Origin of the sequence: Janthinobacterium sp. B9-8 (genome assembly GCF_000969645.2) — a bacterium.
Lineage (GTDB): Bacteria > Pseudomonadota > Gammaproteobacteria > Burkholderiales > Chitinibacteraceae > Iodobacter.
In genome coordinates this window covers 2,441,078-2,460,310 of the sequence record NZ_CP014222.1, presented here as the reverse complement: position 1 = coordinate 2,460,310, position 19,233 = coordinate 2,441,078, and the positions used below count along the sequence as shown (strand labels likewise).

At 50.1% G+C, this 19,233-nt stretch carries 17 protein-coding genes and 1 riboswitch; of the genes, 4 read left to right on the top strand and 13 right to left on the bottom strand.

All coding sequences use genetic code 11. The features are described 5' to 3' along the window. Positions 1-39: 39 nt before the first annotated feature. From VN23_RS10955 to gspG, 11 genes are all read right to left on the bottom strand, one after another. A complete protein-coding gene (locus tag VN23_RS10955) occupies positions 40-612 on the bottom strand; it encodes a type II secretion system protein (protein ID WP_197432907.1) in 573 nt (190 codons plus the stop codon). Then, on the bottom strand, positions 584-964 hold the full coding sequence (locus VN23_RS10950) for a type II secretion system protein (protein WP_046350836.1): 381 nt from the start codon (positions 962-964) through the stop codon (positions 584-586). Before VN23_RS10950 ends, VN23_RS10955 begins: the two co-directional genes overlap by 29 nt. Positions 965-1,280: 316 nt before the next feature. Continuing rightward, complete coding sequence (locus VN23_RS10945; protein ID WP_046350837.1) at positions 1,281-1,775, bottom strand: type II secretion system protein; 495 nt, start codon at positions 1,773-1,775, stop codon at positions 1,281-1,283. A gap of 2 nt (positions 1,776-1,777) precedes the next feature. Next, entirely contained in the window at positions 1,778-3,733 is a 1,956-nt protein-coding gene (locus VN23_RS10940) for a secretin N-terminal domain-containing protein (RefSeq protein ID WP_156455183.1), read from the bottom strand. A 106-nt stretch (positions 3,734-3,839) separates the two neighbouring features. Beyond that, complete coding sequence (locus VN23_RS10935) at positions 3,840-4,373, bottom strand: hypothetical protein (protein WP_052746464.1); 534 nt, start codon at positions 4,371-4,373, stop codon at positions 3,840-3,842. Next, the gene (locus tag VN23_RS10930) at positions 4,370-4,915 is read right to left on the bottom strand and encodes a hypothetical protein (protein WP_046350838.1); all 546 of its coding nucleotides are present in this window, start codon (positions 4,913-4,915) and stop codon (positions 4,370-4,372) included. The genes VN23_RS10935 and VN23_RS10930 overlap by 4 nt, the downstream gene beginning before the upstream one ends. Further along, positions 4,912-5,436, bottom strand: a complete 525-nt coding sequence (locus VN23_RS10925; protein WP_046350839.1) for a hypothetical protein — start codon at positions 5,434-5,436, stop codon at positions 4,912-4,914. Before VN23_RS10925 ends, VN23_RS10930 begins: the two co-directional genes overlap by 4 nt. Positions 5,437-5,512: 76 nt before the next feature. After that, a complete protein-coding gene (locus tag VN23_RS10920) occupies positions 5,513-6,295 on the bottom strand; it encodes a hypothetical protein (protein WP_046350840.1) in 783 nt (260 codons plus the stop codon). 174 nt (positions 6,296-6,469) lie between these two features. After that, positions 6,470-8,170 (bottom strand): GspE/PulE family protein, encoded by a 1,701-nt coding sequence (locus VN23_RS10915; protein WP_046350841.1) that lies wholly within the window; start codon positions 8,168-8,170, stop codon positions 6,470-6,472. Continuing rightward, complete coding sequence (locus VN23_RS10910) at positions 8,167-9,339, bottom strand: type II secretion system F family protein (RefSeq protein ID WP_046350842.1); 1,173 nt, start codon at positions 9,337-9,339, stop codon at positions 8,167-8,169. Before VN23_RS10910 ends, VN23_RS10915 begins: the two co-directional genes overlap by 4 nt. A 19-nt stretch (positions 9,340-9,358) precedes the next feature. Then, positions 9,359-9,775 carry a type II secretion system major pseudopilin GspG gene (gspG, locus tag VN23_RS10905; RefSeq protein ID WP_046350843.1) on the bottom strand — a complete coding sequence of 139 codons (417 nt, stop codon included), beginning with the start codon at positions 9,773-9,775 and terminating at the stop codon, positions 9,359-9,361. Between the two features lie 355 nt (positions 9,776-10,130). Between gspG and VN23_RS10900 the strand changes: the two genes are divergently transcribed. The 3 genes from VN23_RS10900 (at position 10,131) to VN23_RS10890 (ending at position 15,561) form a co-directional block, all read left to right on the top strand. Further along, positions 10,131-10,568 carry a nuclear transport factor 2 family protein gene (locus VN23_RS10900; protein WP_046350844.1) on the top strand — a complete coding sequence of 146 codons (438 nt, stop codon included), beginning with the start codon at positions 10,131-10,133 and terminating at the stop codon, positions 10,566-10,568. 171 nt (positions 10,569-10,739) lie between these two features. Further along, a riboswitch (glycine riboswitch) is annotated at positions 10,740-10,824 on the top strand. Positions 10,825-11,199: 375 nt separating this feature from the next. Beyond that, the gene (locus VN23_RS10895; RefSeq protein ID WP_046350919.1) at positions 11,200-12,600 is read left to right on the top strand and encodes an L-serine ammonia-lyase; all 1,401 of its coding nucleotides are present in this window, start codon (positions 11,200-11,202) and stop codon (positions 12,598-12,600) included. A 195-nt stretch (positions 12,601-12,795) separates the two neighbouring features. Then, positions 12,796-15,561, top strand: coding sequence for a M16 family metallopeptidase (locus VN23_RS10890; RefSeq protein ID WP_156455182.1), 2,766 nt, complete (start codon positions 12,796-12,798; stop codon positions 15,559-15,561). A 184-nt stretch (positions 15,562-15,745) separates the two neighbouring features. Here the strand turns inward: VN23_RS10890 and VN23_RS10885 are convergent, their stop codons facing one another. After that, on the bottom strand, positions 15,746-16,279 hold the full coding sequence (locus VN23_RS10885; RefSeq protein ID WP_046350846.1) for a DUF2087 domain-containing protein: 534 nt from the start codon (positions 16,277-16,279) through the stop codon (positions 15,746-15,748). A 330-nt stretch (positions 16,280-16,609) separates the two neighbouring features. Between VN23_RS10885 and VN23_RS10880 the strand changes: the two genes are divergently transcribed. Continuing rightward, positions 16,610-18,652, top strand: coding sequence for a S46 family peptidase (locus tag VN23_RS10880; RefSeq protein ID WP_046350847.1), 2,043 nt, complete (start codon positions 16,610-16,612; stop codon positions 18,650-18,652). A gap of 172 nt (positions 18,653-18,824) precedes the next feature. Here VN23_RS10880 and VN23_RS10875 read toward each other — a convergent pair whose 3' ends face one another. Beyond that, complete coding sequence (locus VN23_RS10875) at positions 18,825-19,211, bottom strand: VOC family protein (protein WP_046350848.1); 387 nt, start codon at positions 19,209-19,211, stop codon at positions 18,825-18,827. Positions 19,212-19,233: the final 22 nt, after the last annotated feature.

The following is a 19,233-nucleotide window of genomic DNA, read 5'->3' as shown; positions in this document are numbered from 1 at the left end:
CGCATCTGTTCGTTAAATAGTCTGCATTGCCTTTGTGATTTATTTTTTCAGCGCCTTGCCATTTGGCCAGTTGGCAAATATCCAATCTTGATAGGTATTTTGATTGGCAAAGCTGGCAAAGTCGCCGAGGAAGCGGTGTTGCTTTAAGGGCTTGCCAGCGGCCTTGCTATACACGCCCATAAAGCCACCACCGGGGGCGGTGATATAGGCCCAGTCTTCCCCAGTCATTGGGTCTTTATAGGCTTTGCGGATAAAGCGTCTTGGTGCAGGGGTGCGTGGATCAAGCACCAGTTCTTCCAGTGTTTTGGGGTATTGCGTGCCTTGCATCATATTTTGCTCGCTGTAGAGCTTGATGCCCCGGCGGATTTCAGCGCCTACGCGAAGCAGTTCTTCTTCTTTGGCGCGCTGGGCACGGTTTTGCCATGCTTCACCGACTTGGGCGAGATAAATGCCCATGATCAACACGGCCATCAGCGCCCATGCGTAAGCAAACCCTGACTGTTTACCTAGTGAAGATTGGCTTGTCAGAATTCTAGAGCCTTGCCTGTGCATGGTGGAATCGTAAGCAAAGCCAGCTTGTTGCTTACCAGCTATTGTAGGCCGAGCCATCATTGCCGCTTCCTTCTGCGCTGCTTTTTACATCGTATACGCCGCTGGCGTTTTCTGGTGGGATCATTTGCCAGCCATCATTTTTGCCGGTTATTGGGTCCATCGGCATTTCACGCAGGTATTTGCTGCTGACTAATTCGTTAATGGTGGCGGGATAGTGGCCCGTATCGGCATAAAACTTGTCGATGGCATCACGCATGGCCACTAAATTGTGCTTAAGTACGGTTTCATTGGCGCGTTCGGTTTGCTGAAAATAGCGTGGCACAACAAGGGTGAGCAGGCTGGCCATAATGGCAAGCACGACCAGCAGCTCGATCAGGGTAAAGCCCTGTTTTGAAGACGACTCATGCGCCATGGTGGTCCTATTGATGATGTTGTTTCGTAGGTCGGGTGAAACCCAATCCTATCAACTTAAGCAAAACCCGCGGGACTTGATGTTTTTGTAGGTTGGGTTAGCTGGTTTATTCGCTTATTTTAAGGGCGGATAAACCAGCTAACCCAACATTTAGCCGCAAAAGAATGTTGGGTTACGCGATAAAGCCTGTTAACCCAACCTACAAATTCCCCATAAGTTGATAGGGTTAGGGTGAAACCTGCCTTTATAGAATGATATAAATCGGCGGGTTTCACCCAACCTACAAATGCCGTGTTTCAAGAGTGACTAATATTATCTACCACTTTTTATAAGCCGTACCATTCATCCCAATCCCGCTACTCAGGGAATACACATCAAACACATCGCGGCCTTCTTGTGGGGAGTCGGGTGGGCTGGTGTAGCTGCGCAGGCCCCATGTTTTTTCGTCGCTACTGCTTGGGCAATCGCAGAAAGGATCTCTGGGCAGGCGGCGTAAAAAGTAGATCATTTTACCATTGGGGTCTTTGGCGTCTTTTACCCCGGCGGTTAAAACGCTCAAATTGGGGGGGTAGCCATTATCATCGATATTCTTTTTAACTTGTCCCTCGTCTGCCGCTTGCTTGTAAGCATCAATACCCGAGCGTATTTGCCATAGCGCACGGCGCAGTTCTTCTTCCCGCTGGCGGGTGGCGGCAATTTGCGAGAGTGGCATCGCTACGGTTGCCAGTACCGCCAGAATGGTGAGGGTGACCATCAGCTCGATCAGAGTAAAGCCGTGAGCAAGCCGATGGCGTGATTGCTTAAAGAACATGCTTAGCGGCGTCCCATCCCATTGCCACGGCTCGGCGGCGGAGCAACAGGCTGGGTGTTGTCTTCTGCTGCTTGTTGTGGCACTGGGACAGGCGCAGGAGTTGCTTGTGGCACGGGCTCAACCACGGCTTGCGGCATGATGGGTTGAGGTGCCGGCATCATGACACTGCCAGTTGCATTACTATTGATTTTAATGCTAGAGCTGGTGCGCAAGCGCAGTGGATTAGTACTGATGGCTCCTTCGGTGCCGCTATCAAAGGTGGTGATATGCGGTGATGGTAGCGCCAGATTGCGCACCACACGGGGCGTAATCAGGAGGATCAGCTCGGTTTTGCTATTGTCGTTTTTCTTGCTGCCAAAGAGTCGATCCAGCCCCGGCAGCTCGCCCAGCCCCGGCAACGCATTGCCAGTGGTTTGATCGGTACGCGAAAGTAAACCGGCCAGCACCTGGGTTTCTCCATCACGGGCGCTCATATTGGTGGTGGCATTTCGCGTGCCTACCTTATAAGCGATCAGACCATTGCGGGTGGTGATGCTGCCGGTGACATTGGAAACCTCGAGCGATACTTTTACGCTGATATCGTTATCAATGGTGAGCGTGGGTTCTACATTCAATGTGAGACCTACATCCAGATAGGTGATCGATTCAGATGTGGTGCCGTTATTATTGGTGGTGGTGACTACAGGGACACGTTCGCCAATTTGCACTTTGGCTTTTTCCCGGTTTTTAACGCGAATTTTGGGATTCGCCAGAATATTGGTTGTGCCTTTCTGGTGCAACAGATTGGCGCTAATTACGGGGTTGCCCAGATTAACCAGTACATCGCTCTTATTCAGACTGTTCAGGCGATCTAAACTTATTGCGCCAGCTGTGGCTGGGATAGCTGTAATATTGTTGATGGGGGCTAGGGAGGCGGAAATCGTATCCGGGTATTGAATCCCCATATTGAGTAAATCAGTACTGCTGACATCCAGAATTTCTACATCCAGAATAATTTCTGATTGCGGTAAATCCTGTGCGGCAATGAGGCGCTCGGCCACGGCAATCGCTTCCGGGGTATCGCGCATCACCAGCATGGATAAACGTTCGTCGATATACACATCTTTGGTTTTAACCATTTGTTTAATCATGGCCAATACTTGCTTAGGATCGGCATTAGATAAATAAAAGGTGCGCATCACCAAATCTTTGTAATCTCGATCTTTATCCGGGCGTTTTGGATAAATTAAAATAGTGTTTTCATTTAATATTTTTTTATCGAGTTGATTGGTGGTCAAAATCAAATTGATCACATCTTCAACACTGCTATCGTGCGCATAAATGGTGGTGCGTAAATTGGGCGCAACATCACGATCAAAAATAAAATTCACTTTGCCAATGCGCGAAATAATATCAAAGACGCTACTGAGGCTTTGATCTTTAAATTGCAAAGAAATAGGGTTTTTTAAAGATTGCGCCAAGCCGGGGCGTAGCGTGGCTTCGCGTGTTTTACGGCTTTCTATTTCATCCCTCAGCCTGAGCGCCTGCGTATTGCGCGGATTATCGATTAGCATTTGCGCTAAAACATCCAGCGCTTCTTCGGGTTTATTGTCTTTGATTTCACGCGCATATTTGAGCATGGAATCCTGACGCGCCGCGATTTCTACCAGCCTTAATCCTTCGGCCGCACGGTAATTGCCCTTATCGTGAGAAAGCATCTGTTGATAGCGATTTGTGGCCAGCTCGATATCGCCACGCGCACGGGCATTGTCGGCTTCTTTGAGCAAGAGATTAAGCGTGCTGTCTAATTGCCGCTGAAAGCTGGCGCGCAGCATAATATCATCGGGATAAAGCTTGGATTTTTCTTTTAAAAGCTGCAAGCCTTGTTCTACTTCGCCTTGATAAATGAGGCTTTCACCCTGCTTGCGGGCCATGTCGGCAGCACAGCCAGTCAGCAAGCTGGCCGCGATAAGAGTCATGCTAAAAGCGCGCTTCAAAGTGTTGCTCCAATAGAAAGCATCCGCAGCTGCTTGAGCGGCAGGGGAAAAATAGGTTGCTGATTGAACTGGCACGAAGAGCGCGTTTTCAAGGCGTCGCTCCTAAGGACAGCACCTGCTGCTGATTCAGCGGCATAAATGTAAAAATAATTTGCTGGCGGGTGACTTGATCTACTCGCCACGAGCCTAGTAAAACTTCACCTTTTTGCACGCGGCCAAGGGCATTGCAGCTTTGGCAAACCACCATTTGCTGGCCGTTTGCTTCAAGCACCACGTAATCGATCTTACCTTCATGCCAGGTCGACACTATTTTAAACGGCAAAGGCGGTGCCACTGGCGGCGGGGTTGGCGTAGGTTTCGGTGTGGGCGTGGGTTTAGGCGGCGGTGGTGGGGGCGGCTGCCAAGTTTGGATCGGGAATAAATTCACCGCCACGCTGCTGGCCGCCGACGTTGCCGATGCTTGTGCTGCAACGGCAGATGCTTTAGCACTCGCTTCACTGGCGGCTACCGCACGCTGTTGGCGGTGGGCAGGTGTGTCATCGGGCTGGCTATCTTGCCAGGCAGAGTAAAGCGTGAGTAAAACGGTGACCGCCAAAACAATTTGTAGCGGGCGCGAGATCATGGCTGCACCTCGCTTAAATACGACATTTCAATCTGCACATTCAGCATGGCGTCGCTAATTTGCGGGCGCGATAAATTTAAAGTCTCAATACGCACGCCGGGCATTTTTTCTAATTCAGTAATAAATTGCTGAATATCCAGGTAAAGCCCATTGGCAGGGAATTGCAAACCGTAGCGCAATAGCTCGCCGCCCACTTCGGGCGTGGCTTTGTAATCGCTTTGCTGCAGCACAATATGTTTTTGCTCGGCCAGTTCATTGAGCTTGAGTAAAAACGCGGTAAATTGATTCGATTGTGGCAGACGATCTGCCACGCTGCTGGCGGTGGCAGACGCGCTGGATGATGATTGTTTAAGTTTGCGCGCTGCCTCCAGCAAGCTCAGCTCGCGGCGTTCTAAATCTTTTTGGATGGGCTTTAGCTTTTGCACATAAAGCGCCCCAGCCAGCAGCAGCAAAACCAAGCCTGCAATGGCCAAAATCCCCGCATATTGCCGCCACTGGCGCAGATACCAAATACCCTGTTGTATGAGCCGCTGCGTATTCATAACCGCGGCTCCCAAGTGATATCCAGATTGACTTGCACAGGGCGAAATAGATCGCTCACACGCATATTGTGCCGGGATAAAGACACCGTTTTTATGCCCTTGGTGCTGCCTAGGTTATCGATCAATGCCAACGCATCGGCAAGGGTTTTTGCTTCCAAATCCAGCTTGAGCAGATGCTCGTTACTTGCCAGATCAATGCGGGTATAGGCGAGAGTAGGCTGCCAGGTTTGCTCCAATACAGCCAGCACCGGCCCGATGGCCTGTTGCTGTGCCTGATGTGCAGCCAAAACCTTGGCATTGGTCGGCGCTTCTTTTTGCTCTTTATTCTGCGCCTCATCAAGGCGACGGCGCTGCCAACTGATCTCATCCTCACGTGCATCCAATTGCTGGCGTGCCTGATCGCTGATATCAAGGCGAGTCATCACCCAAAGCAGGGCAATCACTGCCGCTACGACAAGGGCTAAACCCAGCCAAGGCGTTGAGCTGGGGGACCGATGAAAGTCGAGTTGCATGGGCTTCATGCGGCGAGGTCCGGTTGATCGCGATGCGGGGGCAATATCGTAGGGCGGGTGAAACCCGCGTATCTTTGTACGATGCTCATATCGCCAAATCCCCAGCAAATAAAGGATGGACCGCGCCTAAATAGTTGACTTCGCATTGCGGTAGGCTGAGTTTGGCGAGTGGGTGGTTGGACGAGCTGATATAAATTTGCGGTGGTAAAGACACTTGCGCTAGCATAGCCGCTTGACGCAATAGCGCCGCCATACCGCCATCGAGTAGCGCATGGCTATCTTGACTAAGCGGCAGGCTAACAATGCCTTGCCATGCCGCATCCCGCCAAAAACCACAGCAAAGCTGATCGGCCTCGGTAATCACCAGTGCAAATTCGGCAGCTTTAAGCTGGCGGCGGTACTGCTGGTATACGGTAGCAAACAGCGGCTGCACACCGAGTAATCTCAGCTTATTGACGCGTGCCAGCTCGATCATCACTTGATAAATCGCCTCATCCATAGCCGCTACTAAGCGTGATTCGCCAAAGCCTGCAGGATGAATACACAGCCGCCAGCCATCGGTGCTGCCACCAAATTGCTGAGCTAAAACCAGCCGTGCGTAAGCATTCCAATCGTCTGGCTGATACAGGCCATCCTGCCAAGGCAGCACGGCGTAACGGACCCAATCCCCGCTGAGCAGTATATTTAAGGTGCTGATGCTGCTTTTAGGACGAGTCTCCAGACGCTGCTGCAAAGCCAGCGCAGCAGATTGTGCATCAACCGTGGTCGACGCCCATTGCTTATCTGCTTTTTGTAAGCGCGGCTGGCTGGCCAAAGTCAGCTTCTTGCTCGCCAGCCAAACGCTATGCTCAATCCATAAAGGGGACACGATTGCTTTCCTGCAAAGTGGTTAGGCAATAAATAAAATCATTCAAAAGCTTAAAAGTTCTGTAGACACAGAGATTAGGGAGAACACAGAGCACACAGAGAAAACCTTCTTATGCTTTTCTCCGTATGCTGCTTTTAAACTCTGTGTTCTCTGTGTCTACAGATCTAAGGATTCTTAATCCACAAAAGTCACGCGATTAATTTCTTGTAATGTGGTTTCTCCACTGGCAACGACGGCCAAAGCTTGCTGGCGCATCGACAAAAATCCAAAGCGTGCGGCGAGTTGTTTGAGTTCTACGGCTGGCGCGCGGCTGGCAATGGCTTGCTTTAGCTCGTCGTTGAGTCGCAATACCTCGGCAATCGCCTTACGCCCCTGATAGCCGGTATTGCGGCAAGCCTTACAACCAACGCCTTTACGGAATCGCCAGCCTTTCACTATTTCGCTGTTTAAGCCCGATGTGGCGAGTAGCTCTTCATCGGGTTCGTCATCCACCACGCAGTGCAGACACACTTTACGAATCAGGCGCTGGGCCACCACGCCGATCAGCGCATCCACAAAGCTGTTCGGCTCTACGCCCATATGAATAAAGCGGTCGAGCACCGAAAACACATTGTTGGCGTGCACGGAAGTGAGCACCAAATGGCCGGTTAGCGCGGCTTGCACGGCAATATTGGCGGTTTCGCCATCGCGAATTTCGCCTACCAAAATCTTATCCGGATCATGGCGCAGCACCGATCTCAGGCCGCGGGCAAAGCTCAGGCCTTTTTTATCGTTCACAGGAATTTGCAATACACCGGGTAGCTGGTATTCCACCGGATCTTCAATGGTGATAATTTTCTCTTCGCCGGTATTAATCTCAGAAAGCGTGGCGTAAAGCGTGGTCGATTTACCTGAGCCGGTAGGGCCAGTGACCAGCAGCAGGCCGTAAGGCTCACGCGCCAAACTTCTGATCCGCGCCATCGTGCCATCATCAAAGCCCAGAATATCTAAACGCAGCTGCTTAAAAGCATCGCCGCCATTTTGCTTATCTAATACCCGCAGCACGGCATCTTCGCCGTAAATGGACGGCATGATGGAGACGCGAAAATCCACTTCGCGGCCATTAATCCTTGCCTTAAAGCGCCCGTCTTGCGGCACGCGGCGCTCTGAAATATCCAGATCGGCCAGCACCTTAATCCGCGAAATTACTTGCTCGGCGGTTTCCAAGCCATTTGCGCCGCCAATATGCAGCAGCACGCCGTCGATACGATATTTAATGGTTAAGCCATTTGGCGTACTTTCCATATGCACATCAGAAGCCTTGGCTTTAAGCGCGTCGTACAGCGTGGAATTCACCAGTTTGACCACAGGCTTTTTATCTGCAGCTAAGGTCGCCAGTGAAATCTCGACGATGCCGTCCTGATTGACTTCGCTCTGCTCGCCAACCCCTAGCTGATCCATCGCTCGGTGTGAGGTTTCAAACTGTTCTAAGTAAGTACGTAGTGCCTGATGATGAGCAAAAGCAGTTTGATAGCTTACAGACAAACGTTGGCGTAGCCAGTTGCGCAGCGCGGCATCGAAAGGATCAGCCAATACTACGCACAGCCCATCTGTGCCATCGAGTAGCAGGCATTGCCTTGCCACGGCTTCGCCGTAAGGCAGTAGATCGTAACGCGGGCTAAGCGCGCTGATGGCATCGAGGCTTAAAAACGGCAGGCCAAGAAAGCGGCTAAGTTGCTCGCCGTAATCTGCGTCGCTAAGTTGCAATACTTGTTGCAAACGCGGCGCAAGCGGGGCCTGATCCTGGCGTAATGTTTGGATCAGCTCGAGGCTGAGCTTGGCTGAAGAGATTGTGATCGCTTCAGTCATCGCTGGCATATATGTGGCATCTGTCATTGCATATTCCCAGCCAGCTCAAAAATCGGCATATACAGCAGAAAAACAATTCCACCGATCAGTACACCAATAATCAACATTAAAATGGGCTCAAAAAGGCGGGTAAACATATCGATGGCGCGTTCTAGCTCTTCATCGCAAAACTGCGCCGAGCGCTCGCACATGGTGGCTAGCTCGCCGCTTTGTTCCCCCACGCGCAGTAAGCGCTCTGATACGGGTGTAGTCAGCTGATAGCGGGGCAGGGCTTGCGAAAGGGCTTGGCCCGATTTCACATCGACCAAGGCTTGCTGTAAGCCAAGCTGCATTTTTAGTGGCAATAACTGCGCCGCCAGTTCCATCGCATGCACCACCGAAATTCCGCCAGCCAGCAGCAGGCCCACGGTGCGGTAAAAACGCGTCAGCGAAAATAAGCGCCGGTATTGCTCTAAACGCGGTAAGCGCCAAAAGGCCTCACGCAAAGCACTTTTTGCCGCCTCGGTGCGCAGCAAAAACACCGCCAACACCACGCTAAGCACCAAGCCGCCAAACATTATCAAGCCATGCTTGTGCACCAAATCCCCCCACCACAGCATCACTTGCGCGGCAAAAGGCAGGTTTTTCATCGAAGCATAGATCTGGCTGAACTTTGGGATCACATAAAACAGCAAAAACAGCATAATGCCGCCGCCAATACCAATCACTACCAGCGGGTAAATCACCGCCGAAATAACCTTCTTTTTAACTGCAGCCAGCCGGGATTCGTAATGGTGATAACGCCCCAGCGCATCTGCAAGGTGGCCGGTTTTTTCTGCCGAGCTAACGGTGGCGATATATAAAGGCGGGAAGTGCTGGTTCATTTGCGCCAGTACTTTAGATAATGGTAAGCCTTGGTACAGGCCTTCAATCATGCGGCTTAATACATCGCCATGGGTATCTTGCGCACTCTTTTCTTTAAGCGTTTCTACTGCTTCAACTAGCGTCAGCCCCGCTTGCAAAAGCGCGATCAGCTCTTGGGTAAACAGCGATAGGTCAAATGCTTTGGTGGAGAGTTTAAAGCTGCTGTGCGCCTTGGCAGATAAAAACTGCTGACCTTGCGCCGTCAGCTTATCCTTTAGCTCGCTTTCATTAGCGGCGTCGAGATCCAGCTGCAGCAGCTTGCCTGCCTGCAAGGCTTTAACGGTGTAGCGCATGGGGGCGGGGCTTTATAGATTAGTAGCTAACGTCGGTGTCTTCGCCCGTACCACCGGCTTTGCCGTCTGCGCCCATGGTCAGCAAATCGTAGTCGCGGCCGTTTTCGCCCGGTTTGTTGTAAACGTAAGGCCTATCCCAAGGATCTGCTGGCACGTCTTTCATCAAATAAGGGCCTTGCCACTTTGGCTCGTCACTTGGCTTTTTGGTCAGCACATTGATGCCTTGCTCGGTACTTGGGTAGTGGCCGGTATCAAGGCGGTAATGATCGAGTGCATCGGCAATCGATTTCATCTGGCTTGCCGCAGTCTTAGTCTTGGCTTTGCCTACCTCACCAAACAGCTTGGGGCCAACGTAACCGGCAAGCAGGGCAATAATCAGCAAAACAACGAGTAATTCCAGTAGGGTGAAACCTCTGGATAGGCGATGATTTTTCATTTTTTTTTGTCTCTTCCCGTGAAGGCTAGCAGGAGCCGCCTTTCATCTTCTATCCCCGCATCGTAATACGGCGCTTCTTGCGGGATCAAGCCTTTTTCTTAGCTTTTGCCTAGATGGAAAAATACCGGGCTTGAAGTACGCATTACGACTAGCTGAGTAGAGTAGATTGTGTGGCTGTGAATTGGCGAATTTGTTAGTTAGTAAGGTGGTATAAGTGCTGGTTATTAGCTGTTGATTCTTGCTAACGTAGCCGGGTAATAGAGTGTGATATTTTTAAGAAATAGCTATAGTTTGCAGGGCGGGTGCTCTTCATTTTTTGCTTTTTGTTTAAATACGCAGCTAAAGGATATTTAAGATGAAAAAATTACTCATTACGATGATATTAGGTTTGCTGGCAGCAACGGCGATGGCCGGGCCTAAGGAAGAGAAAAATAAAACGCTGGTGCTTAAGTTTTACGATATTGCATTTAATAAGTTGGATGCCGAGGGTGTTTTACCGTTTATTGCTAAAGATTATATTCAGCATAATCCGGAAGTAGCAAATGGTGTGCAGCCTTTGCAGGATTTTATTCGCTATATAAAAGCTAATTCACCGAATTCCCGTACTGTGATTAAGCGGGTGATTGCAGAGGGTGATTTGGTGATGCTGCATGTTCACTCTCAAGATAAAGCCGGTGAGCGTGGCGTGGCGATTGTGGATATTTTTCGCGTTAAAAATGGCAAGATTATCGAGCATTGGGATGTGATTCAGGCTGTGCCAGAGAAAGATGCCAATGGTAATGGCATGTTTTAAGTGATTTAAGCAGCCGTATTGCTGCGTATTTATTAATAAGCCCCATGCATATTGTCAGCGTGGGGCTTTTTATTGAGCTCTAGTGCTAATCATGAATTGACAGCCAGTGCAAGCTTCAATAGATTGGCTGCTGCCACGCGGCCGTGCTTGGTTTGATCGCAAAGACTTGCCGCAGCCATTGCAGGAGAGACTGTTAGCACAGCGCCGAAGGGGAATCGCCCCAGAAACTCTCAGGCAAAAGAACTGTGATGGCGTTGGCAATCTGGAGAGAAGGTAGGTTTAGCCTGCCTCGCCGAAGGAAGCATGGCCGATGTGCTGCATCGTGCCGCAATCTCTCAGGCAAAAGGACAGAGGGGCATCGTTCGGCTTACGCTGAGCGGGCACTGTCATCCTTTTTCGCCCTGTTCAAACTTAGCCGCTTTGCATCTCTAACCATGGATTACATCCGTTAAGCCGTGAAGCTTGCTTACCACTATGTGAAAAACAACAACGCTTAGTCGCCTCATTTTGCGATTAAGCTGAACGATATACCGTAAAAACAATCTATTAAAAAAACAGACCTTAACAATAGCCTGCAAGCGACTCGAGCATGCACTCAGCGCAGCAGCAGGCATTACCCGAGATACATAAAATGGCAATTAGCGTATTTGATTTATTTAAGATCGGCCTAGGCCCATCCAGCTCGCACACCGTTGGCCCGATGCGGGCTGCGCGTACCTTTGCTCGTCGTTTAGAGAAAGACGGCATCCTTGAGAAAGTCGCCAAAGTAAAAAGCGAGTTATTTGGCTCCCTAGGTGCCACGGGCAAAGGCCATGGCTCGGATATCGCGGTTTTACTCGGCTTGCAGGGCGAATCGCCTCGCCTTGTGGACACCGAAAAGGTCGATGAGATGGTCGCGGCCATTCGTGAAGGCCGAAAGTTAAATCTGCTCGGCAAGCATGAAATTCAATTTATTGAGGCCGAACACCTCATTTTGCATAAGCGCAAAACACTGCCATTTCACCCGAATGGCATGATTTTTGAAGCCTTTGATGCCGCTGGCGAGAGCGTCTCTAAGCGTGCTTATTACTCGGTAGGCGGTGGTTTTGTGGTGGATGAGGCCGCTGTGGATGCGGGCTTTAACCCTCCCGGCGTGACCGAGCTGAAGCACCCGTTTTCGAGCGGTGCCGAGCTACTTGCGCTGTGCGAGCGCCACGGCAAAACCATTAGCCAGATCATGCTAGAAAATGAGCTGGCTTGGCGCACCGAAGACGAAATTCGCGCTGGCCTGCTGGAGATCTGGGCGGTGATGCAAGCCTGTGTAAAACGGGGGTGCGAGCATGAGGGGATTTTACCCGGCGGCTTAAAAGTAAAACGCCGCGCCGCCGATATGTATCAAAAACTGTTGGCATCCCCAGAAGCCGCGCTGCGTGATCCGCTTACCGTGCTCGATTGGGTGAATTTATACGCGCTGGCTGTCAACGAAGAAAACGCGGGTGGTGGCCGAGTGGTGACTGCGCCTACCAATGGCGCAGCAGGGATTATCCCTGCCGTGATGCATTATTACGCCCGCTTTACACCGAATCCGACTGATGACGGCATTGTGCGATTCTTCCTGACGGCGGGCGCGATAGGTATTTTGTTTAAGCTGAATGCTTCTATCTCTGGTGCAGAAGTCGGTTGTCAGGGGGAAGTGGGGTCCGCTTGCTCGATGGCCGCAGGTGCGCTTGCAGAAGTCTTGGGCGGCACGCCCGAGCAAGTCGAAAACGCCGCAGAAATTGGCATGGAGCACAACCTTGGCCTGACGTGTGATCCGGTCGGTGGCCTTGTGCAAGTGCCATGTATTGAGCGCAACGCCATGGCATCGATCAAAGCGATTAATGCCGCCCGCATGGCGCTGCGCGGCGACGGTCAACACTTTGTGTCGCTTGATCGGGTGATTAAAACCATGCGCGATACTGGCCGCGATATGAACACCAAATACAAAGAAACCGCCCGCGGTGGCTTGGCAATTAATATGATTGAATTGCCGGTGAATATTGTGGAGTGCTGATTTTTTTTAGCACCTAAAAAACGGCGGGGAAACCTGCCGTTTTTTTATGCCTGTTTGATCAAGACTGCTTTTTGATGTTTGTTTGCATATCGATTCGCTTCAATGTACTCGCTAATATTAAATATTTAATGCTGATTGATTATTGACATAACCTGCCGTAATATTTGCAGTCTTTGAAAGATTGTGGCGGTTATTTTGAAAATAATATTTTGCTTGCTACTTGGCTTGATCGGCAATGTGCAGGCGGCAGATAGTAAGCTGGAAATACTTCCTCTTTTACCCTCCGATGTTCGTCACGGTCAGCTGGCCAATGGTTTGAACTACTATATCAAGCCCAATGCCGAGCCTGCGGGTAAGGTGGAATTGCGCTTATTGGTTAATGCAGGATCGCTGAGTGAAGCGGATGATGAGCGTGGTGTGGCGCATTTGCTCGAGCATATGGCGTTTCGCCGAACGAAGCATTTTGGGCCGCAGCAATTAAAATCTTTTTTAGAAAGCCAGGGCATGCGCCTTGGCAGCGATATGAATGCGTTTACTTTTCATGAGTGGACCAATTATCAAATCAGTGTTTCGCAAGAGGCGCTGCCACAAGCTTTGCAACTACTTGCTGATTGGGCAAATGGCATTGAGCTGGATGCGGCCGAATTAGAGCTGGAACGGGAAGTGGTGCTGGATGAAGGTCGCCTTCGCCAGCTTGGTTCTGATTTTTACCAGTCCCTACTTAAAGCGATTTATCCCTCGGAGCAATATCAAAAGCGTTTGGCGATTGGTGATGCTGATATTGTAAAAAAGATCCCTCTTGAAAAAATAAAAGCTTTTTATAAGCGTGAATACCAAGCACAGCGGATGACGTTGCTGATTGCGGGTGATATTAAGCCGCAAGAGGCAGAGGATAAAATTAAGGCACTGTTTGCTGGTATAGAAAAAGGCACTGCGCCCATAGGCTATGCCCATCCAGCAGCGGCAAGTGGTTTGCGTTTTTTTAGCCACCGCGATGTGCCGGGAATTGCTCACCCACAAGCGGTATGGGGCTGGGCTTTACCCGCGGAATCGATGACTGATGCAGATGCGGCGTTTAGCAACTTCAAACGCGGTATGTTGGGTACCTTATTGCAACAACGTCTGAGTGTACAAGCTAGAAAAGAAGGCAGCCCTTTTGTCGATGCCAATTATTTTAATGGGCATGGTACGAGCTTACCTACTCGCCAAACTGAATTTACCCTGTCGGTGTCGGTTAAAGATAAGCAAATGAAAGAGGCGCTGCAAGCCTTATATCGCGAGCTGGAAAGAGCTAAACGCTTTGGTTTTAGCCAGCAAGAGCTTTATCGTAGCTTTGAGATTTATCGCAAAAGTCAGTCCAGTTTCTCAAGTCATAGCGATTGGATTTATCGTTTGCAGAAGTACGCTCAATTTGGTGAAACAGCCAGAGATTCATTTGGAATGTTTCAGCAGCTTAAAATATTTTTTGCGGCCACCACTTCCGACGTTTTACAAGATGAGTTAAAGCGCTTGCTATTGTCGCCAGATCAAGTGGCTACGATTTTATTGCCACCTGCAGTGAATAGTTATTCGGTATTTTTTGAGAAGACGGCACAAAACATTGTTGATGCGGTGCGAGCCGAGCCATTGGAAAATCTAGTTCAGGAAGTGAGTAATAAGCCGCTTCTTGCTCAGCAGCCGTTGGCTGGAAAAATTGTGTCAGAGCAGAGCGAGCCGACGACCGAGGGCACCATATTTAAATTAAGTAATGGAATTGAGGTGTTGATCACGCCGCCTAAAGGCGGTGGAGATCGAGTTGGCTTTTCTGCCCGGGCTGCAGGTGGTATGGCGGCGCTGACTAAAAAACTGTACCCAGCGGGGTTAACGCTGGTGCAGTATTTAAATCAGGCCGGATTGGGTGAGTTTAGCGGTAGCGAGCTAAGGCAAAGATTATCGTCACAGACCGAATTAAAGTTTTATCCCTTTGTATATGCAGATCAGCAGGGGCTAGCGGGTGAAGTGGATGCGGTAGATATCGAAACCCTGTTGCAGCTGCAATATCTGGCTTGGACAGCAACAAGAGACGACAAAGCAGCAGCCAAGCTAAGCCAAGATTTAGCCTATCAATTGATGGTTAGCAATTCAAATTCTTTATATACCGGCTTAAACGAAAAGCATTACGGCTCGCAGTGGCCTTATCCTGCGTACTGGCAAATCTACAATTTTGATGCGTCATTAAGCGAGCTCGTTGAGGCGAGAAATAGTTTATTTGGTAATCCGCGAGCGTTTCGTTTTGTGCTGAGCGGGGTGACAAATAATAAGCGTAATAAGGATTTGATTGAGCAGTACATCGCCAGTTTGCCAGTTAAAGATGTGGTGGTATTTAAGCCAGAGCCGTTAGCCCATGGCCGGGGAAATGAAATTCATCAAACGATTTCTCAGCCTTTGTCTATGCGTTTTTGGCATGCTTATGTGCCGATGCCTGCCAATTCGGGCAGCGAGGGCGTCGCCCGTTTCTTAAGCCAGCTTGTGCAACAGCGTTTGTGGCAGGCATTACGCGAAAACACCGGGGAAACATATGGTGTGTATAGCAATTTTGAGCTGACTGCGTGGCAAGGTTTGCTGCTGTCCGTCGCTTATCAAACCGACATTAAACAATGTGATCAGGCCGCCAAAATTACTGTCGCTGAAATTGCCCGTTTGCGTAATGAAGCGCCGACGATTAATGAAATGAAAAATGTGCGTGCCATATTGCTTAAAGCACAGCAAGAGCGAAGAAATAAGCCCATACAAAATGCCGAAGCTTTATCCTGGTATTGGTTGATTGATGGCTCAGTAAAAGGCAGCACGCCTGATTTTGCTAGCTTTACCCCTGAATATATCCATCAATACGCGAAGGGCTGGCTAGGCCAAAATTACTGGGCAGTGGGCAATTTTAATTGCTTGAATACCGCAGATTTAACGGCTTTGGCTGGAGATTGAGCTGTAGTTTGGGTTTGCTACTTTATCGCGTTGTAGGGTAGCTGAAATTCAATCCTGCCAATCTAAGGTCAAAGAAAAGATTGGTTTTTATAGGGTGTGCAATGGTTTTTCTTGCTTACCGTTTTGGCTGCACAACGACTTCATCGTTGTGCAGCCTATAAACTATCAGGCGAAGAAGGTAGGCCTAATCCTCGAGCGCCACCTTACGCCGTTCAATCTCGGCCATAAACTCTAGCAACTCCTCCGGAATATCCTGCTCCAGCCGCTGGTAAATGCGGCAATCTGGGGTTCGGGTAATGAGTTTGTAATTCACCAGCTCGCGGCGTAGCAGTACGTGATCGCCGATGGCTTCTGCGCTTTTAATCCATTCATTCGCGGCTTTTTCACTCATTTCCAGCTGGGCGGGGAAGCTGGCCCAGATCGGCCAGATGCAGGGCAACTGCTCGGAAAACTTCGTAGGCCAGCGCATCAAACGCCCTTGCTCATCAAAATACCGAAGCAAGCGTTTGGTCAGGGGGGAGTGGGTATTGCTTACGGGTACGGGCGCTTCTGCCGCCGCACGTAAATGCTGAAAATTACTAAAGCCAGCGGCGCGCGCCAGCATATTTAGGATTTGCAAGTGCCCGGGGGCGGCAGGCTCAAGCGCCCATTGCTGTTTGAGCGAGCGGGCGAGTGCCGAAATATCGGAAGTATAAAAAGGATAAGTAGTGCGCGACATGGTCGAATCTCCTGTCGTGCCTAAGTCTGAAAGACTGCCGCTGGTCGCCGTTACGGCCTGGCACTAGGGTTCGGGCCAAGCAATGATTAAATGATTTTTTCGCCATGGCAGGTTTAGCGTGGTTCATATGAACTGGCGACGCCTAGGTGAGCTGCAGACCTGAGGCAGATCATAGCTCAATCCATGGGTTTTATTCAAGTTGAGGTAAGTATTTTCTAGTTTTTTATGACATTTGCTTGCTCGTATCTACCCCTCACCTTAAAATACTTAAATAATTTGTAAGTAGATCGATAGGCTCCAAGCATAAGGGCCGTTAACAGGGGATACAAGATGAAGCAGCGCTACGCCTATTTAAGCAGCTTGATGGTATTAGCCATATCGGCTTTTGCCGATGAGGGGATGTGGACCTTTGATAACCCGCCTAGCGCCTTGGTGCAACAACGCTATGGCAGCACTTTAAGCTCCGCATTACTTGCGCATTTACAGCAAGCTGCCGTTAATTTTGGCGCCTCAGCCTCTTTTGTTTCAAAAGATGGGCTAATGCTGACTAATCATCATGTGGCGATGAGTTGTATCGATAAGCTATCTACCGCCGAGCGCGATTTACAAAAAAATGGCTATGTGGCGAAAAAAATCAGTGATGAATTAAAGTGCCCCGGCGGGATGGCGCGAGTGCTGATTTCTAGCGATGATGTGAGCGAGGCGGTGAGCACAGCGGTAGCCGTGGGCAAAGATGATGTAGAGCGCACAGCGCTGCGTAAGACGGTAATCGCTGACTTAGAAAGCAAATGTAAGCAATCCACCGCCTTGCAGTGCGAAGTGGTTTCGCTTTATCACGGCTCACTCTACCACCTGTATCGCTTTAAAGAATGGAGCGATGTGCGCCTCGCTTTTGCGCCAGAATATCAGGCCGCATTTTTTGGCGGGGACGCAGATAATTTTGTCTACCCCCGCTTTGCCCTCGATTTTGCGCTGTTTCGGGTGTATGAAAATGACAAGCCTGTTACCCCAAAGCACTACTTAAAAATGGCTGATAAGCCGGTAGGCGAAGGTGATGCGGTGTTTGTGGTTGGGCATCCGGGCAACACGGATCGTTTGCAAACGCTGGCGCAACTTAAAGCGCTGCGTGATATCAATATGCCGATTCAGCTGGCGAGTGCAAAAATGCAGCAACAGCTCTTGCATGCGTTTTCTAAGCGTTCCCCTGAAGCCACGCGGCAAGCTTTGAATGTGCTATCTAGTACAGAAAACTGGCAAAAAGCCTTACTGGGTGAATATGCAGCGCTGAAAGAACCGCTCCTGATGGCGCGTAAAGAAGCTGACGAAGCGATATTTCGTCAGGCTTATCAGCAAAAAGGCTTAGCAGGAGACCCATGGGCGGATATCGACGCGGCAACGGCTAAAGGTTTAACCAAAGCCAAGGAATTTTGGGCTGTGGGTTATGGGCATCGCACCTTGTTTGATCAGGCGGGCAAATTAGTCGAGCTCGCCTTCGAGCGCCAATTGCCCGATTCCGTGCGCCTAAGTGCTTATCGCGATGCGAAAATTAGCGCTCTGGAGCGCAATTTACGTGCAGATGTGCCGATTTACAAAGAATTGGAAACAATCCGCCTTGCCGCAGGGATTAATGAAGCGCTCGATTTATTGGGGGAAAATCATCCCTTTATTCAAGCCACCTTGGGCAAAAAGTCGCCGATTGTTTGGGCAGAGGCGGTGGTTAAGAAAAGCCATATCAATGAGCGAAAAGAGCGGGTGCGTTTATTGGAAGGTGGCGTAAAAGCGATTGAAGCCTCAGAAGACCCGTTGATTAAAGCCGCACTGGCTGTTTATCCGTTGCGCCGAGAGTTGCTTAAATTTAAAGAAGAGCAGGTAGAAACGCCAATTAAGCAAGCGGCAGAAAAGCTAGGCCAAGCTCGCTTTGCAATTTACGGTAAGGCTTTACCGCCTGATGCTACAGGTACATTAAGGCTGTCTTACGGTAAGGCAGCGGCTTACACCTCTAACGGCATTGCCACACCTTGGAAAACCACTTTCGGCGGGCTGCTCGCTCGAGCCGATGGCTTTGCAAGTAAAGCTCCCTTTGATCTGGCCGAAACCATTGCCCAAAAACGCAGCAAGCTCGACCCACGCACCGCACTTAATTTTGCCAGTACCGCCGATATTATCGGCGGCAACTCCGGATCCCCGGTGGTCAATAGCAAGGGCGAATGGGTAGGGCTGATTTTTGACGGCAATCTAGAAGGCCTAGGCGGGCGCTTTGCCTATACTGACGAAACCGCCAGAGCCCTGTCGGTCGATGCGCAGGCCATTTTATATACCCTAGACCAAGTCTACGCAGCGCCACATTTGGCTAAGGAATTGCGGGTGAATTAGCGTCGTAGGTGTACTCGAAGCGAAGCGCAGTACGCCAAACCAATTCACCCCCTCCACCCAACCCAACCCAACATTTTTCCTATCAATTCAATATGGTCATAGCGTAATAAGGTCTGTTAAAAAAATAGGTTGATTACGCTCTAAAGGTGAATACGCTATAAGCGTTTCAAACTCAGACCGCCTCTGTGCAAACAATGGCTAATTTATTGCCTACGGAATCTCGCACATAAGCGGCATACCAATTGGGGCCATAAGGGCGCAGTCCGGGAGCGCCTTCGTCCGTTCCGCCGTTGGCAATAGCAGCAGCATAAAAGGCATCGACTTGCTCGCGTGAGCTAGCGGCAAAGCCGACCATCGCCCCATTGCCCGCCGTGGCAGGCTCTGAGTTGAATGGTTTGGCTACCCAAACAATCAAGCCTTCACCCAGCCCTTCACTCGAATATGCCTTCCAGCCGGGGAAGTTCATATGGGAGCGCCAATTGATGGTGGCTAATACCGCATCGTAGAAAACGCATGATGCTTCATGATTATTGGCACCCAAAGTGACATAGTTTTGCATGACTTGCTCCTTACACGATGTT

What these genes read in the sequence shown, in the direction of transcription:
- VN23_RS10955 (WP_197432907.1), bottom strand. Translation starts at nt 612, where the DNA reads ATGATGGCTCGGCCTACAATAGCTGGTAAGCAACAAGCTGGCTTTGCT.
- VN23_RS10880 (WP_046350847.1), top strand. Translation starts at nt 16,610, where the DNA reads ATGAAGCAGCGCTACGCCTATTTAAGCAGCTTGATGGTATTAGCCATA.
- VN23_RS10915 (WP_046350841.1), bottom strand. Translation starts at nt 8,170, where the DNA reads ATGACAGATGCCACATATATGCCAGCGATGACTGAAGCGATCACAATC.
- VN23_RS10925 (WP_046350839.1), bottom strand. Translation starts at nt 5,436, where the DNA reads ATGAAGCCCATGCAACTCGACTTTCATCGGTCCCCCAGCTCAACGCCT.
- VN23_RS10910 (WP_046350842.1), bottom strand. Translation starts at nt 9,339, where the DNA reads ATGCGCTACACCGTTAAAGCCTTGCAGGCAGGCAAGCTGCTGCAGCTG.
- VN23_RS10935 (WP_052746464.1), bottom strand. Translation starts at nt 4,373, where the DNA reads ATGATCTCGCGCCCGCTACAAATTGTTTTGGCGGTCACCGTTTTACTC.
- VN23_RS10895 (WP_046350919.1), top strand. Translation starts at nt 11,200, where the DNA reads ATGGCAATTAGCGTATTTGATTTATTTAAGATCGGCCTAGGCCCATCC.
- VN23_RS10945 (WP_046350837.1), bottom strand. Translation starts at nt 1,775, where the DNA reads ATGTTCTTTAAGCAATCACGCCATCGGCTTGCTCACGGCTTTACTCTG.
- VN23_RS10940 (WP_156455183.1), bottom strand. Translation starts at nt 3,733, where the DNA reads ATGACTCTTATCGCGGCCAGCTTGCTGACTGGCTGTGCTGCCGACATG.
- VN23_RS10950 (WP_046350836.1), bottom strand. Translation starts at nt 964, where the DNA reads ATGGCGCATGAGTCGTCTTCAAAACAGGGCTTTACCCTGATCGAGCTG.
- VN23_RS10875 (WP_046350848.1), bottom strand. Translation starts at nt 19,211, where the DNA reads ATGCAAAACTATGTCACTTTGGGTGCCAATAATCATGAAGCATCATGC.
- VN23_RS10900 (WP_046350844.1), top strand. Translation starts at nt 10,131, where the DNA reads ATGAAAAAATTACTCATTACGATGATATTAGGTTTGCTGGCAGCAACG.
- gspG (WP_046350843.1), bottom strand. Translation starts at nt 9,775, where the DNA reads ATGAAAAATCATCGCCTATCCAGAGGTTTCACCCTACTGGAATTACTC.
- VN23_RS10885 (WP_046350846.1), bottom strand. Translation starts at nt 16,279, where the DNA reads ATGTCGCGCACTACTTATCCTTTTTATACTTCCGATATTTCGGCACTC.
- VN23_RS10930 (WP_046350838.1), bottom strand. Translation starts at nt 4,915, where the DNA reads ATGAATACGCAGCGGCTCATACAACAGGGTATTTGGTATCTGCGCCAG.